The sequence below is a fragment of the Planococcus chinensis genome (assembly GCF_020071995.1).
In the GTDB taxonomy this organism is placed as follows: Bacteria; Bacillota; Bacilli; order Bacillales_A; family Planococcaceae; genus Planococcus; species Planococcus chinensis_A.
The window spans coordinates 84,664-100,715 of record NZ_JABWTK010000002.1 but is presented as its reverse complement, the minus strand read 5'-3'; the positions used below and the strand labels follow the sequence as shown (position 1 = coordinate 100,715).

The 16,052-nt window shown below is 49.5% G+C and carries 16 protein-coding genes; 14 read left to right on the top strand and 2 right to left on the bottom strand.

The genetic code is table 11. The features are described 5' to 3' along the window. Positions 1-2: 2 nt before the first annotated feature. The 14 genes from HU147_RS03590 to HU147_RS03525 all read left to right on the top strand — a co-directional run bounded on the left by HU147_RS03590 (position 3) and on the right by HU147_RS03525 (position 14,257). Positions 3-1,280: a dihydroorotase gene (locus tag HU147_RS03590; protein ID WP_224074947.1), complete on the top strand. Its 1,278-nt coding sequence runs from the start codon at positions 3-5 to the stop codon at positions 1,278-1,280. Then, positions 1,277-2,374, top strand: coding sequence for a carbamoyl phosphate synthase small subunit (locus tag HU147_RS03585; RefSeq protein WP_224075288.1), 1,098 nt, complete (start codon positions 1,277-1,279; stop codon positions 2,372-2,374). The genes HU147_RS03590 and HU147_RS03585 overlap by 4 nt, the downstream gene beginning before the upstream one ends. Then, positions 2,367-5,555, top strand: coding sequence for a carbamoyl-phosphate synthase large subunit (gene carB / locus HU147_RS03580; protein ID WP_224074946.1), 3,189 nt, complete (start codon positions 2,367-2,369; stop codon positions 5,553-5,555). Before HU147_RS03585 ends, carB begins: the two co-directional genes overlap by 8 nt. Next, the gene (locus tag HU147_RS03575; protein ID WP_224074945.1) at positions 5,552-6,319 is read left to right on the top strand and encodes a dihydroorotate dehydrogenase electron transfer subunit; all 768 of its coding nucleotides are present in this window, start codon (positions 5,552-5,554) and stop codon (positions 6,317-6,319) included. The genes carB and HU147_RS03575 overlap by 4 nt, the downstream gene beginning before the upstream one ends. Beyond that, on the top strand, positions 6,316-7,230 hold the full coding sequence (locus HU147_RS03570) for a dihydroorotate dehydrogenase (protein ID WP_224074944.1): 915 nt from the start codon (positions 6,316-6,318) through the stop codon (positions 7,228-7,230). Before HU147_RS03575 ends, HU147_RS03570 begins: the two co-directional genes overlap by 4 nt. Continuing rightward, the gene (gene pyrF / locus HU147_RS03565; protein ID WP_224074943.1) at positions 7,227-7,913 is read left to right on the top strand and encodes an orotidine-5'-phosphate decarboxylase; all 687 of its coding nucleotides are present in this window, start codon (positions 7,227-7,229) and stop codon (positions 7,911-7,913) included. The genes HU147_RS03570 and pyrF overlap by 4 nt, the downstream gene beginning before the upstream one ends. Continuing rightward, the gene (gene pyrE, locus HU147_RS03560; RefSeq protein WP_224075287.1) at positions 7,913-8,536 is read left to right on the top strand and encodes an orotate phosphoribosyltransferase; all 624 of its coding nucleotides are present in this window, start codon (positions 7,913-7,915) and stop codon (positions 8,534-8,536) included. The genes pyrF and pyrE overlap by 1 nt, the downstream gene beginning before the upstream one ends. A gap of 239 nt (positions 8,537-8,775) precedes the next feature. After that, the gene (locus HU147_RS03555; protein ID WP_036806825.1) at positions 8,776-9,108 is read left to right on the top strand and encodes a PadR family transcriptional regulator; all 333 of its coding nucleotides are present in this window, start codon (positions 8,776-8,778) and stop codon (positions 9,106-9,108) included. Beyond that, entirely contained in the window at positions 9,105-9,782 is a 678-nt protein-coding gene (locus tag HU147_RS03550) for a DUF1129 family protein (RefSeq protein ID WP_224074942.1), read from the top strand. Before HU147_RS03555 ends, HU147_RS03550 begins: the two co-directional genes overlap by 4 nt. Positions 9,783-9,838: 56 nt before the next feature. Continuing rightward, a complete protein-coding gene (locus HU147_RS03545; RefSeq protein WP_224075286.1) occupies positions 9,839-11,164 on the top strand; it encodes a D-serine ammonia-lyase in 1,326 nt (441 codons plus the stop codon). Between the two features lie 33 nt (positions 11,165-11,197). Continuing rightward, complete coding sequence (locus HU147_RS03540) at positions 11,198-11,494, top strand: hypothetical protein (protein ID WP_224074941.1); 297 nt, start codon at positions 11,198-11,200, stop codon at positions 11,492-11,494. 173 nt (positions 11,495-11,667) lie between these two features. Then, on the top strand, positions 11,668-12,069 hold the full coding sequence (locus tag HU147_RS03535) for a VOC family protein (RefSeq protein ID WP_224074940.1): 402 nt from the start codon (positions 11,668-11,670) through the stop codon (positions 12,067-12,069). A gap of 312 nt (positions 12,070-12,381) precedes the next feature. Then, the gene (locus tag HU147_RS03530) at positions 12,382-13,308 is read left to right on the top strand and encodes an ABC transporter ATP-binding protein (protein WP_224074939.1); all 927 of its coding nucleotides are present in this window, start codon (positions 12,382-12,384) and stop codon (positions 13,306-13,308) included. Then, positions 13,301-14,257 (top strand): ABC transporter permease, encoded by a 957-nt coding sequence (locus HU147_RS03525; RefSeq protein WP_224074938.1) that lies wholly within the window; start codon positions 13,301-13,303, stop codon positions 14,255-14,257. The genes HU147_RS03530 and HU147_RS03525 overlap by 8 nt, the downstream gene beginning before the upstream one ends. A gap of 69 nt (positions 14,258-14,326) precedes the next feature. On the opposite strand, the gene HU147_RS03520 is transcribed toward HU147_RS03525, so the two are convergent. Beyond that, positions 14,327-15,004: an amino acid ABC transporter permease gene (locus HU147_RS03520; protein WP_224074937.1), complete on the bottom strand. Its 678-nt coding sequence runs from the start codon at positions 15,002-15,004 to the stop codon at positions 14,327-14,329. 19 nt (positions 15,005-15,023) lie between these two features. Continuing rightward, complete coding sequence (locus HU147_RS03515; RefSeq protein WP_224074936.1) at positions 15,024-15,875, bottom strand: transporter substrate-binding domain-containing protein; 852 nt, start codon at positions 15,873-15,875, stop codon at positions 15,024-15,026. Positions 15,876-16,052 lie beyond the last annotated feature (177 nt).

Below are 16,052 nucleotides of genomic sequence, written 5' to 3'. Positions count from 1 at the left end.
GAATGGATTTGTTGATTAAAAACGTCAAGGTACTGGAAAACGGAGAACTGAACGAAAAAGATGTGCGGGTGGCACAAGGGAAGATCGAAGAGATCGGTACAGAACTATCTTCCAAAGGCGAAACCCAACTCGACGGCAAAGGCCGGATGATCGCACCAGGATTTGTAGACGTTCACGTGCATTTGCGTGAACCGGGCGGCGAGCAAAAGGAAACAATCGAAAGCGGGACGAAATCAGCAGCCAAAGGCGGCTATACGACAATCTGTGCGATGCCAAATACGCGGCCGGTGCCGGATACGAAAGAAAACCTGCAGCATGTCAACGCTTTGATTGAAAAAAATGCGCTTATCCGAGTTTTGCCGTATGCTTCCATCACCATCCGGGAAGCCGGGAAAGAACGCACGAATTTGCAGGAGTTAAAAGACAACGGCGCTTTCGCCTTCACCGATGACGGCGTCGGCATCCAGCAGGCAGGTATGATGTATGAAACGATGCTGGACGCAGCCAAAATCGATATGCCGGTCGTGGCGCATTGTGAAGACAATAGCCTGATCTACGACGGCGTTATGCACGAAGGCATGCGCAGCAAAGAACTTGGCTTGAAAGGCATTCCGTCGATTGCGGAATCGGTGCATATTGCACGCGACATTCTGCTGGCGGAAGCGGCAGGCGCCCATTACCACGTCTGCCACGTCTCCACCAAAGAATCGGTGCGCGTCATCCGCGATGCGAAACGGGCAGGCGTCCGCGTGACTGCAGAAGTCACGCCGCACCATTTGCTGCTGAGTGAAGACGACATTCCGGGAGACGATGCCAACTGGAAAATGAACCCGCCACTCCGGGCGAAAGAAGATCTGGCAGCGCTGCACGAAGGCTTATTGGACGGCACACTCGACTTTATTGCCACCGACCATGCGCCGCATACACTGGAAGAAAAAACGAACGGCATGGATAAAGCGCCGTTTGGCATCGTCGGATTTGAAACAGCGTTTCCGCTGTTGTACACAAAGTTTGTCGAAACCGGCAAATGGACGCTGCAGCAATTGATCGACTGGCTGACGGTCAAACCGAGTGAAACATTCGGTCTGCCGTACGGCACACTCGAAATCGGCAAACAAGCGGACCTGGTGCTCCTGGATCTGGAAAAAGAGCAGCCAATCAACGTTGATGAATTTTTATCAAAAGGAAAAAACACTCCATTCGGCGGCTGGAACTGCACAGGATGGCCGGCAATGACAATTTACGGCGGACAAATCGTATGGCAGGAGGAGACAAACTGATGAAACGTTATTTGATCTTAGAAGACGGTACGGTATTTGAAGGCACGGCATTCGGCAGCGACAATGCTTCAGTCGGCGAAGTGGTGTTCAACACGAGCATGACCGGCTATCAGGAAATTTTGTCGGATCCTTCCTACTGCGGCCAGATTGTCACGATGACCTACCCGCTGATCGGCAATTACGGCATCAACAGCGATGATTTTGAATCGATCGAGCCTGCTGTAAAAGGCATGGTCGTCCGCGAAATGGCGGAATTCCCATCGAACTTCCGCTGCAACGCCACGCTCGACGAATTGTTCCGCATGAAAAACATTCCAGGAATCGCGGAAATCGATACGCGCAAACTGACGCGGCTGATCCGCTCGAAAGGTTCCATCAAAGGCGTCTTGACGGCAGCCGGAGAACAAGTGAATGTCGCTGAAGTGGTGGCAAAGCTGGAAGGGACGGAGTTGCCGCATAACCAAGTGGCGCAAGTTTCCACGGCGCGTCCTTATCCAAGCCCGGGACGCGGCAAACGGGTGGTGCTGATCGACTACGGCATGAAGCACGGCATCTTGCGTGAACTGAACAAGCGCGACTGCGACGTGATCGTCGTGCCTTACAACACGACAGCTCAGGAAATTCTTGCCTGGGGGCCGGACGGCATCATGCTGTCAAACGGACCGGGAGACCCGAAAGACGTCGAAGAGTGCGTGGATGTGGTCCGTGAACTGCTTGGCCAAGTGCCTCTGTTCGGCATCTGCCTCGGCCACCAATTGTTTGCACGTGCGTGTGGCGCCGGGACATTCAAACTGAAATTCGGCCACCGCGGCGGCAACCATCCGGTAAAAGATTTGACGACCGGAAGAGTGGAAATTACGTCCCAGAACCACGGTTATGCAGTGGATGAAGAAACCTTGAAAGGCACACGCCTGAAAGTGACGCATAGAGCCATCAACGACGGCACAAACGAAGGGCTTGCCCACTTGGACTACCCGGCATTCACTGTGCAATATCATCCGGAATCATCGCCTGGCCCGGAAGATTCCAACTACCTGTTCGACCGTTTTATCGACATCATGAGCGCAACTCGAAAGGAGCAGCAATATGCCTAAAAGACAAGACATTCAAAGTATCCTCGTAATCGGTTCCGGTCCCATTGTGATCGGACAAGCTGCAGAATTTGACTATGCCGGAACACAAGCCTGCCTGGCGTTAAAAGAAGAAGGCTACCGCGTCATCCTGATTAACTCCAATCCGGCAACGATCATGACTGATACCGAAATCGCCGATAAGGTCTACATCGAGCCGATTACACTGGATTTTGTCAGCCGCATTCTCCGGAAAGAACGTCCGGATGCGCTGCTTCCGACGCTTGGCGGCCAGACGGGGCTCAATATGGCGATTGAACTGGACGAATCGGGAATCCTGGATGAACTGGGTATCGAAATTTTGGGGACGAAACTCGAAGCCATCCATAAAGCGGAAGACCGCGATTTGTTCCGCACTTTGATGAATGAACTCGGCGAACCGGTTCCGGATTCCGATATTATCCACAACCTTGACGAAGCCCAGAATTTCGTTGAGCGCGTCGGATTCCCAGTGATTGTCCGCCCGGCGTTCACGCTTGGCGGTACTGGCGGCGGCATCTGCCACACGCAAGAGGAACTGCAGGAAATCGTCACGAGCGGATTGAAATACAGCCCGGTCACGCAATGTTTGCTCGAGAAATCGATTGCCGGAATGAAAGAAGTCGAATATGAAGTGATGCGAGACGCCAACGACACAGCCATCGTCGTCTGCAATATGGAAAACATCGATCCCGTCGGCATCCATACCGGCGATTCGATTGTCGTAGCGCCGAGCCAGACTTTGTCTGACCGGGAATACCAGATGCTGCGCAATGTCTCGCTGAAAATCATCCGGGCATTGAAAATCGAAGGCGGCTGCAACGTCCAGCTGGCACTCGACCCATACAGCTTCCAGTACTACATCATCGAAGTGAACCCGCGCGTCAGCCGTTCTTCGGCACTCGCTTCCAAAGCGACGGGCTATCCGATTGCCAAACTCGCGGCAAAAATTGCAGTCGGCCTGACGCTCGATGAAATGATCAACCCGGTAACGGGGCGCACGTATGCCTCGTTCGAACCGGCACTCGATTATGTAGTAGCAAAAATTCCACGCTGGCCGTTCGACAAGTTCGAATCGGCAAAACGCAACTTGGGCACACAAATGAAAGCCACAGGAGAAGTCATGGCGATGGGCCGCTCATTTGAAGAGGCGATTTTGAAAGCCGTCCGCTCCCTTGAAACCGGACAGTTCCATTTGGCTTTGAAAAATGCAGATGCCATGAGCGATGAGTGGATCCAAAAACGCATTTGCCGGGCCGGCGATGAGCGCTTGTTCTTTATCGGGGAAGCACTTCGCCGCGGGGTGAGCATTGAAACCATCCACAGCTGGAGCCAAATCGACTTGTTCTTCTTGAAAAAATTCGAAAACATTGTCCAGTTCGAGAATGTGCTGAAAGAAAACCGCTTTGACTTTGCAGCAGCGAAAAAAGCGAAACGGATGGGCTTTGCGGACATTACAATTGCCAAGCTCTGGGGAACCACTGCCCAGGAAGTCTACAACTGGAGAAAAGAACAGAAATTGATGCCGGTCTATAAAATGGTTGATACATGCGCCGCGGAGTTCGAATCGGAAACACCGTATTTCTACGGCACCTACGAAGACGAAAACGAATCGATCCGGACCGACAAAGAAAGCATCATCGTCCTTGGATCAGGTCCGATCCGCATCGGCCAAGGCGTCGAATTCGATTATGCCACGGTCCATTCTGTCTGGGCCATCAAAGAAGCAGGTTACGAAGCAATCATCATCAACAACAACCCGGAAACGGTTTCCACCGACTTCTCCATTTCGGATAAATTGTACTTTGAGCCGCTGACGGTTGAAGATGTCATGCACATCATTGAAATTGAACAGCCAAAAGGCGTTGTCGTCCAGTTCGGCGGCCAGACGGCCATCAATCTGGCAGACAAGCTGGAACAAAACGGCGTGAAAATTCTCGGTACGTCTCTGGAAGACTTGGACCGTGCGGAAAACCGCAATAAATTCGAAGCGGCCCTGCATGAAATCGGTATTCCGCAGCCGCTCGGCAAAACAGCAGTATCAGCGCAAGAAGCGGTGGTCATCGCTTCAGACATCGGCTATCCGGTACTTGTCCGCCCGTCCTACGTCCTCGGAGGGCGCGCGATGGAAATCGTCTACAACGAAAAGGACCTGCGCCATTATATGGAGCATGCCGTGGAAGCGAGCCCGGAACATCCGGTGCTGGTGGACCGGTATTTGACGGGGATTGAAATCGAAGTCGACGCCATTTCGGACGGAGAAAACGTCTTGATTCCAGGGATCATGGAACATATCGAACGTGCCGGCGTCCACTCAGGCGATTCGATTGCGGTCTACCCGACGCAGAACATCTCCCAGGAACTGCTGGACACCCTGGTCGATTACACGACCCGCCTGGCAAAAGGCTTGAACATTGTCGGCTTGTTGAACATCCAGTACGTCATTTCAAAAGGCGAAGTGTTCGTCATCGAAGTGAATCCTCGCTCTAGCCGGACGGTGCCGTTCATGAGCAAGATTACGGCCATCCCGATGGCCAATATCGCCATGAAAGCGATTCTCGGACACAGCATCACGGAACAGGGCTTCACTCCTGGACTTGCGCCGCTTTCAAAAGGCGTCTATGTGAAAGTGCCGGTGTTCTCGTTCGCGAAACTGCGCCGCGTCGACATCACGCTCGGACCGGAAATGAAATCGACAGGCGAAGTGATGGGCAAAGATTCCACGCTTGAAAAAGCCCTCTACAAAGGACTTGTAGCAGCAGGCATGGAAATCAAAGACCACGGTTCTGTGCTGATGACAATTTCCGATAAAGACAAAGCGGAAGCAATCGGCCTGGCGAGACGTTTCACTGCAATCGGCTACCACATCCTGGCGACCGAAGGAACTGCAAAGTCGCTCGAACTGGCAGGCATCCGCGTGACGACGATCGGCAAGATCGGTTCAGAAGGCAAGACCTTGATTGATGTGATCCAAAACGGTGATGCTCAGCTGGTCATCAATACCTTGACGCGAGGCAAACAGCCGGAGCGGGACGGTTTCCGCATCCGCCGCGAATCGGTGGAAAACGGTGTACCGTGCTTAACGTCGCTCGACACAGCAGAAGCGATGCTGCGCGTCATCGAATCAATGACATTTTCTGCAGAAGAAATGGGAGCTGGCGTATGATCAAACAAGAACGGATGGTTGTCACAAAACAACAGGAAATTGCCCATCATATTTTCGAATTGACGGTGCAGGGCGAATTGACCGGGGAAATGAAAGCCCCGGGGCAGTTTGTCCACGTAAGGGTAGCGGACAGCTTTGAACCATTGCTGCGCCGTCCGATTTCGGTAGCATCGATTGATTACGCTGCTTCCCAGTTCACCATGATCTATCGGGCGGAAGGCAGAGGGACCACTTTGCTGTCCGAGAAAAAAGCCGGCGACACCGTTGATATTCTTGGGCCGCTCGGCAACGGCTTCCCGGTGGAACAAGCCAAACAGAAAGCCTACTTGATTGGCGGAGGCATCGGGGTGCCGCCGCTTTATGAACTGGCGAAAGAGCTGAACGCAAAAGGCATCGAAACGGTCCATATCCTCGGCTTCGAAAGCAAAGGAGCAGTGTTCTATGAAGACAAATTCCGGCAGCTCGGCGATACGCATATTGCGACCGTCGACGGCTCCCACGGCACGCAGGGGTTTGTCACTCATATTCTGAATGAACTGCCGAAGGATTTTGATACGTATTACAGTTGCGGACCGACGCCGATGCTTGAAGCGGTGCAATGGGCGTATCCCGAGAAACAGGGCTTCCTGTCCTATGAACAGCGCATGAGCTGCGGCATCGGTGCTTGTTTCGCCTGTGTGTGCCGGACAACAAGGAGTGAAACGGATTACATCAAAGTATGTTCGGATGGACCGGTATTTCCAGCGGGGGTAGTGATTTCATGACAAATTTAAACGTACAACTTCCAGGACTTGATTTGAAAAACCCGATTATGCCGGCTTCCGGCTGCTTCGGTTTTGGCAAGGAATATTCACAGCTTTACGATTTATCCGCGCTCGGCGCCATTATGATCAAAGCGACGACGGTCGAAACGCGTCTTGGGAACCCGACGCCGCGTGTTGCCGAGACGGCTTCCGGCATGTTGAACGCCATCGGCCTCCAAAATCCAGGGCTTCAAAAAGTGCTCGGCGAAGAACTGCCGCGTCTGGAGCAATACGACGTGCCGATCATCGCAAACGTCGCTGGCACCACAACGGAAGATTATGTGGAAGTGGCAAAAGCGATTTCGGAGTCTCCGAATGTCCATGCACTGGAAATCAATATTTCCTGCCCGAACGTCAAACAAGGCGGCATCACATTCGGCACGGACCCAGACATCGCAAAGGAATTGACGCGCGCTGTCAAAGACGTTTCATCAGTCCCGGTATACATCAAATTATCCCCGAACGTCACCGATATTGTATCGATTGCCAAAGCAGTGGAAGAGGGCGGCGCGGATGGCATCACGATGATCAACACGCTGCTCGGCATGCGCCTCGATGCTAAAACCGGGCGCCCGGTCATTGCCAATATTACAGGCGGCCTGTCCGGCCCTGCAGTCAAACCGGTTGCGCTTCGCATGGTGTATGAAGTGCGCAAGCAAACCGATTTGCCGATCATCGGAATGGGCGGAGTGGCAGATGTCAACGATGTCATCGACTTCTTGTCAGCCGGTGCAAATGCAGTGGCAGTCGGAACGGCGAACTTTGTCAATCCGTTCGTCTGTCCGGAAATCATCAGCCAGCTGCCGGAAAAATTGCACGAGCTTGGATATGAATCCATAGAAGAACTTGTCGGAAGGAGCCACCGTCTGTGAATAAACCCATTATTGCGTTAGACTTTTCATCAAAACAACAAGTAGAGGACTTCCTGTCAAAGTTTGACGAACCGCTTTTTGTCAAAGTGGGCATGGAGCTCTTTTACCAGGAAGGGCCGGAACTGGTTCGCAGCATCAAGAAGATGGGCCATCAGATTTTCCTGGACTTGAAATTGCACGATATTCCGAATACCGTGGAAGCGGCAATGAGGGGCTTGGCAAAATTAGGGGTGGACTTAACAAATGTCCACGCGGCAGGCGGCTTTGACATGATGCATGCGGCTAAACGCGGGCTTGCAGGAAGCGATACGAAGCTGATTGCCGTCACCCAACTGACGTCAACCGATGAAAACCAGATGCACGAAGACCAACTCATTTACGTCAGCCTGGAAGAGTCCGTTTTACATTATGCCAAACAAGCCAAACGGGCCGGCCTCGACGGCGTGGTCTGTTCGGTATTGGAAGCAAACGGCATCAAAGATGCGTGCGGAGAAGAATTTTTGAAAGTCACACCGGGCATCCGCTTGGCAGACGGCGCAGCGGACGACCAGAAACGGGTCGCGACGCCCGCAACGGCCCGTGAGCAGGGCTCGACGCATATCGTTGTCGGACGGGCCATTACGAAATCGCCTGATCCGGCGGCAAGCTACCGCCAAATCAAAAACGAATGGAGCGGTCAATGATGAAACAGCATATCGCAAGACAATTACTCAATATCGGTGCAGTCGAACTGCGCCCGCAAGACCCGTTCACTTGGGCATCCGGCATCAAATCACCGATTTACTGCGACAACCGCCTGACGATGTCGTACCCTAAGGTTCGGAAAGAGATCGCCAAAGGATTGGCGGGACTGATTCAGGAATCCTATCCGGACTGTGAAGTGGTGGCAGGAACGGCAACCGCCGGCATTCCGCATGCTGCCTGGGTTAGTGATCTTCTGGACTTGCCGATGGTTTACGTGCGTTCGAAAGCGAAAGAGCATGGCCAGGGCAATATGATTGAAGGCAAGGTCGAACCCGGCAAAAAAGTCGTGGTTGTGGAAGATTTGATTTCCAAAGGCGGCTCTGTCCTGCAGGCAGCAGAAGGCTTGAAAGCAGCCGGCTTTGACGTGCTCGGCATCGTCGCCATTTTTACATACGATTTGCCGCAGTCGATCGAAGCGATTACCGGCGCAGGCTTTACATTCCATACGCTGACCAACTTCCCGGCACTGGTCGAAGAAGCGATGGAAATGAACGCCATTTCAGAAGAAGATTTGCCGATGCTCGCCGATTGGCACGAAAGTTTGAAAGCAGGAACCCTATAAAGCTGACCTTTGGGTCGGCTTTTTTTGTTGCGGACAGTAAAAAGGCATTTCCGGACAGTATTTGAGGTTCGGCAGACAGTATATACTGTCGAACGGACAGTAAGCAAAAAATTTCAACATACCCGTTGACAATTTTCTGAAAATAAAATAAGATGTAGGCAACTACTTGGCTACGCAAGGTAGCTATTTTTTAACTTAGCTATCTTGTTTTGCCAAGTACCGTGGAGGTGGACAACTATATGGCGAGCAGAAGCCAATTATTGAAAGGGGTACTGGATGCCTGCGTCATGGCGGTAGTGGAAGCGGAACCGGTTTATGGCTACGAATTGTCACAGAAGCTGCAGCAGATCGGGCTGCCGGACATCAGTGACGGCACCATTTATCCTGTACTGCTCCGGCTCCAGAAAAACGGCTTCATCAAAGGGGAAATGCGGCCTTCCGCATCCGGCCCGAACCGCAAGTATTATTTTTTGACCGACAGCGGCAAAAAAGAGCTCGAAGAAATTTCGGAAGAATGGCGCCAAATTGCAGCACCAGTCAGTGAATTACTGAAAAGGGGTGGAACACAATGAGGATGACAGATGAATTGATTGAACAGAACAACAACAAACGGGAAGACTTGAATGAGGAAAATTTGGCGGTTTACGAAGATTTTCTGGTGTATGTGCGGACTGATCTTCGGGTTGATGAACATGCCACCGAAGAAGTCCTGATGGATTTGCTTGACCATTTGCTGGAAGGCCAGCAATACGGGAAGTCTGCGGCTGAAGTTTTTGGCAGCAATCCAAAAGCCTATGCAGATGAACTGATTGAAAACTTGCCGCGTGAGAAAAAGCGCAGTTCCGCTTTATTCGCCATCTCACAAGTAGCGGGATTGGCCGGCTGGTTCAGTTTGACTTACGGGGCCATAAATCTGCTAATATCTTTGTTCGAACCTGTAGAGACCGACGTATCGCTTGGCCAGTTGCTCAGTTTGTTGATCGTTATTACGGGAATTGGCTTTGTCGGCGTGGTGCTGTTTTTCAAAATTATGCGCTCCACGTTGTTCAAACCTAAGAAAAAATCGTTTAGCGGCTATGTTAAAGCTGGTTTGGCAGGCGGAGGAGCATTTGCCGTGATGATGCTTGCAATCATCCTGATTCCGGAATTCGGTCCTGTGATCTCTATCGGATGGTGGATGTTTATAATCGCAGGGCTATTGCTTCTCGCTGCTTCGAAAATAATCAGCGGCTTTTCAAGAAAATAAACGATTTTCGTGTATGATGGAGCAAAGACCATCTTTAGTCGGAGGGGATGAAATCAATGCAAAGCCAGCAGAAAATCAACGAATGGAAGCAGCGATATCCGTTATTGCAAGACATCATATCTTTAAAGCCGGTGATGTGGCAAAATCCCAAATTATCGGAAATGGCGGTACTTCCCGAACTTCCGGTTTCTCTGGAGGATATGAAACGGGCGGAATCGCTATGGCAGCGCTTTGCTCCTTATTTAGCTAAAGAATTTGCGGATGCGGAACCGTCTGACGGCATCATTGAGTCGCCCGTCCGCAAAATTCCGGAAATGCAGAAAGCACTGAATGCCCATTACCACAGTGCAGTCCAAGGGGCGCTTTTCTTGAAATGCGACAATGAGCTGCCGATTGCAGGATCTGTCAAAGCGCGCGGTGGCGTTTATGAAGTGCTGTACCATGCAGAACAATTGGCGATGGAAGAAGGGCTCCTGAAGGAAGAAGACAATTACGAGTTGTTCTCAAAACCGGCATTCAAGCAGTTTTTCAGCAATTATTCAATTGGCGTCGGATCTACCGGCAATCTCGGGCTCAGCATTGGCATCGTCGGTGCACGGCTCGGCTTTCGAACATCCGTCTACATGTCGGCGGATGCCAAGCAGTGGAAGAAAGATTTGCTGCGCGCAAATGGGGCCATTGTCCATGAATGTGCCGGCGACTTCAGCGAAGCGGTCGCACTTGGCAGGGCGCAGACCGAAACGGATGCCAATGCGTATTTTGTCGATGATGAAAAATCGAAGCATCTGTTCCTGGGATACAGCGTGGCAGCGTTCCGTTTGAAAAAACAGCTCGAAGAAGCACAGATTACAGTCAATGCAAGCCATCCTTTATTCGTCTATTTGCCATGCGGCGTAGGCGGTGCACCGGGCGGCATCACGTTCGGCTTGAAGCAAGTATTCGGCGATGCCGTGCATTGCTTTTTCGTGGAACCGACCCATTCTCCGGCAGTCTTAATCGGCTTATTGACTGGCGAAAAAGACAAAGTAAGCGTCCAGGATTTTGGTATTGATAACCGGACAGAAGCAGACGGCCTGGCAGTAGGGCGCCCATCGAGCTTTGCCTCTGTAACCAGTGAAAAGCTGGTCAGCGGCATTTACACTTTGGAAGATGACGAACTCTTCAAGCTGCTGGCATTGCTTGCCGACACAGAAGACATTTTTGTCGAACCTTCTGCAACTGCAGGTCTGATTGGGCCGGGGGAAGTGATGAAAACTTCTTATTTGGAAGACCACGGCTTGAAGGAAGGGAATGTAACCCACCTTGTTTGGGCGACGGGCGGTGCTTTCGTTCCTCAGGTAGACAGAGACCGTTTTTATCAAAAAGGAAAAGCGCTGCTATAAGCAAAATATTTTTGGCAAAAAGGAGTGCTTGAAATGGATTTATCGTGGATACTCGTCATAGCTGGAGCAATTCTTGCGGCAGTTTATCTGGTTTATGGGATGATGGACAACCGCTTGAAAGCGATGGAAAAACAATTGGCGGACATGCAGAAAACCATTGCAGCCATCAACAGTGAAGAACCGCTGAAGGAGCCGCCAGTCAATGAGGGACTGCGGCAATTATTACAGGATGGAAAAGATATAGAGGCTATTAAGATGGCAAGAGAACATCTGGGGCTCTCTCTATTGGAAGCTAAAAAATACGTTGATTCGCTAAGCGGCAATACTTAACAGACAGAAATCCTGTCTCCTGAAAAGGGGCAGGATTTTTTTCTGCAGCTACGGGAGAATCCATAAGAAATTCCGCAATTGAGCAGGACGAAATTTCCACGTCCAAGTGAAGGGAATGAAGAAATTTTACCGAATAGTTAGGAGAGTGAATTTTAGAGGAAGGAGGGAATAAAATGGGTTTGCAGGTGAAAGAGATCTACGTTAACTTGCCGGTTAAAGACTTGGAAAAATCGAAGAGTTTTTTCAACAGTCTCGGTTTTGAATTCCATCCGGAAATGACGGATGAAAAAGCGGCTTGCATGATTGCCGGAGAGAATATTTTTGTGATGCTGCTGACGGAACCGTTTTTCAAAACGTTTACGAAAAAGGAATTAACGGACGCAACCCGCAACACCGAAGTGATTACAGCGATATCAGCAGACAGCCGTGAAGCGGTCGATGAAATGGTCAATAAAGCGCTCGCTGCAGGCGGCAAGGCGTCAAACGACAAAATGGACAATGAGTATATGTATGGCTGGAGTTTCCAGGACCTGGATGGACATTTATGGGAACTCGTGTACATGGAACAAAGTTGAATATGCAACGAAAAAGCCAAGGGCTGCTTATAAACAAAGCAGCCTTTGGCTTTTTCGTTCCAATGTCTTCTTCAAGAAGCCGAATTTAATTTCTCTCTAACCATTCGATGCGTCTCTTCGTTTTGCAAATTTCCTGGAATTTGAGTTTCTCTTCTTGCGTCTATTCATCTGCAAATGGGATTGCAGCCGCCTTCACTAATTCCGACTTATTATTCCTTTTTAAAAAAATATGAATTTATTTTCCAATTTTAGAAACTTACTTCGTTCCATTTCGTAAAGCTATAGAGGTACATAAAATTTGGAGGTGTTTTTTTGTCAAAGCCGGCAATAGCGATGCAATTAATTAATCTGAAGAAAACGATTGGCAAAAAGCCGATCATTAAAGGGTTGAGCTTTGAGATACGTGCAGGAGAAGTGTTTGGGTTTCTTGGGCCGAACGGCGCGGGGAAGACGACGACGATCCGCATGATGGTCGGGTTAATGGACATTACGGAAGGCGACGTGTTAATCGAAGGAAAAAGCATTAAAAAAGATTACAAAGAAGCCATCCGCCATGTCGGGGCAATCGTGGAAAATCCTGAAATGTATCCGTTTATGAGCGGCTTGAAAAACTTGCAGCATTTTGCCCGTATGCTGGAGGGAATTACACCCGAACGCATTCAGGAAGTAGTATCGCTGGTCGGTCTGGAAAAAGCGATCCATGAGAAAGCTGGGCGCTATTCTTTGGGGATGCGGCAGCGTCTTGGAATTGCACAGGCGTTGCTGCACCGCCCGTCTATTTTAATTCTTGATGAACCGACCAATGGACTCGACCCTTCCGGCATCCGCGAAATTCGAAAGTATATACGCAACTTGGCGGAAAAGGAAAATGTTGCGGTCATCGTATCCAGTCATTTATTATCCGAAATTGAACTGATGTGCGACCGGATCGGCATTATCAAAAATGGTGAATTGGTTGCGATTGAAGCGGTTCGGACTACGGAAAATCAAAGTGAGATGAAAGATGTACATATTGAAGTTCTTCCCCTCGAACCGGCAAAGGATTTTCTGGAGGCGCAAACTGCACAAAAAGTGAATATCCATAAAAAAGAACTCGTCCTATCCTTAACCAAAGATCAAATTCCTCAAGTACTGAAAGAGTTGATCCAAAAAGGGATGGATGTTTACGGAGTGCGTGTGCTTCAGTCGACTTTGGAAGACAAATTCTTTGATTTGATAGGGGAGAACACAATTGAGTAATTTTCTGAAACTGGTATGGAATGAACAAATCAAACTGTATTCGCAAAAATCCGCCTGGATCATGATTGGGTTTATTGCGGTCGTCGCTTTGGCGGGAGCGCTGATTTATACGTTCATGGATTCTGGTATTTTGCAGACTGAATACGGAGAAGACTGGAAAACGGAACTGCAGGAAGAAAATGCTGAGCTGGCTGCAGAGATGGAGCAGGATGAATTTGCGGCCTTTGAAAATCCGATGTTGATTGAGAAAAATAATTATTACCTTGAAAATAATATTAAACCCCAGCCCTATGATGCATGGGAATATGTCCTTGAAAACGCCATGTTGTCTTCGCTGCTCAGTTTGTTCACGATTATTGTGGCCGCTGGCATCGTGGCGAATGAATTTAAATGGGGAACCATCAAACTGCTGCTGATCCGACCGATATCCCGGACTAAGATTTTGCTGGCGAAATATGTATCGGTGCTGGTGTTCGCGGCTACCTTGCTTGCAGCGCTTCTTGTTTTCTCCTGGATTGTCGGTGCGCTGTTCTTTGGCGTGAATGGACTTTCTCCTGACATTGTCATCACGACTGCAGAAGGCTATGCGGAAAGAAATGCAATCAAAGAAATCTTGATGTCCTATGGCCTGAAGATGATTACGCTAATTATGATGGCGACATTCGCATTTATGATTTCAACGATTTTCAGAAGCAGCGCCATGGCAATCGGACTGTCCATCTTCCTTATGATGGCGGGAAGCGCCATCGTTTCATTTGTTTCCCAATACGAATGGTCGAAATATATTTTGTTCGCCAATACGAATCTTTCGCAATATTTTAATGGTGCTCAACCGATAGTCGAAGGAATGACATTGACTTTCTCGGTCGTTGTCTTGGTCGTTTATTTTGCTGCGTTCCTGGTAGCCGCCTGGGTGGCTTTTACAAAACGGGATGTAGCAGGGCATTAAAAAGAAGCAGGAGATTTCCAAATAAAAAACGAACAAGACTTCCAATTGGAGGTCTTGTTCGTTTTTTTGTTACAGATAATCCGCATAGCGCTTCTCCAGGTAGTTTTGCAGCACGGTCATGACAGAACAAATCGCCCAGTAAATCAGCGACACCAGAATCAGCAGTGTCAACAAGTCGTATTCACGTGCGCCGACGACGCGCGCTTTTTGGAAGACTTCCGGCACCGTGATCATGGCAGCGAGCGAAGAAGCTTTGATCAAATCAAGATAGATATTTGAAAGCGGCGGCACCGCGATGCGGACTGACTGCGGCAAAATGATGCGCCGCATGGTCTGCCAATAAGTCAGGCCAAGAGCAGTGGAAGATTCCCATTGCCCTTTGTCGACAGAAGCCAATGAAGAACGGAACACTTCAGCCACATAAGCAGCGCAGTTAATGGTAAAGCCGATCAAAGCAGCCTGCAAAGCGGTAAATTCAACGCCAATGACGGGCAGTGCAAAATACAGCAAAAACAGAATGACTAAAATCGGTACGCCTCGCATAAAGGAGATATACAGGCGTGCCGGCCATTGAAGCAGCACAAGCTTGGATGTCCGTGCAAGCGCCAGGAAAAAACCGATAAACAAGGCAAGCACCATGCTGACGATGGAAATAAGCAAAGTGTACCAGATGCCTTCCAATACGTATGGAAGAGACTCTATGGCCAGTTGCGGATCAAAGAGCAGCCCCCATTCGATGTCACTCATATATAAACCTCCAATTTGCTTACTCGATGTCAGGTTTTACAGAAACGTCCGCACCGCCGAAAAACTCAGCGGAGATGTCAGAAATGGTGCCATCTTCGAGCATTTCTTCCAATTTTTTATTGACATTTTCAGCAAGTTCTTTGTTGTCTTTGTTCATTACAAGTCCAACTTCCGATGGGCTGTATTTGATGTCCGGATGAATCGTGATGTTCAGTTCAGGAAAAGCCGCAACGCCAAATGTCGACAAATAATAATCGTTCAAGATGACGTCCGTACGTCCGATGGACACATCACGCAAATAGACTTCGTTTGTTGCATTGTCATACGTTACTTCTTCTGCACCATAGCTGCGGGCGATTTCCATATAAATTGAAGTGGATGCACCGGCGGCTTTTTTGCCTTTCAAATCTTCCAATGTCTTGATGCCGGATAAATCATCTTTCCGCACAACGGCTGTCCCGTAAGAATGCTTGATCGGCGTTGAGAAAATGAAATTATCCAGACGGTCTTCTGTAATTTCAATATCGTTGGCAGCGATGTCAATTTGGCCAGTGTTGACGCTGGTCAACATTTCGTCAAAGCCCAGCTCTTTAAATTCAATGTCCAAATCAAGGCGTTTGCCGAGTTCGCGCACAACTTCCACTTCAAAGCCGGTCAGTTCATCGGATTTCGGATCGCGGAACGAAGTCGCAAGAAGCGTACCGGAAGTGGCAACCGTCATGGAACCCTGTTCCTGGATTTCATCCCAAGCCGTTTTCGATTCAGCCGAATCTGTTTCCTCGCTGCCGGAATTGCCGCAGCCAGCCAATAAAAGCATGGATGCTGTTCCTGCAGCTAATAGCCATTTTGAAGTTTTTGAAGAAATGTTCATGATGTATACCCCCTAAAATTTAAGTCCTCTAAAAAGATAGCACTTAGTTCGAATTCAAGCAATCTTCTTTTAATCTATAAATAATTTTATTATGTAAACAAATTTGGGTGCAGATGAATTTTCCGATTTGTCTTCTCCTTCTAAAAAAGAACAGGACTCCTTTTACCCCCAACAGAG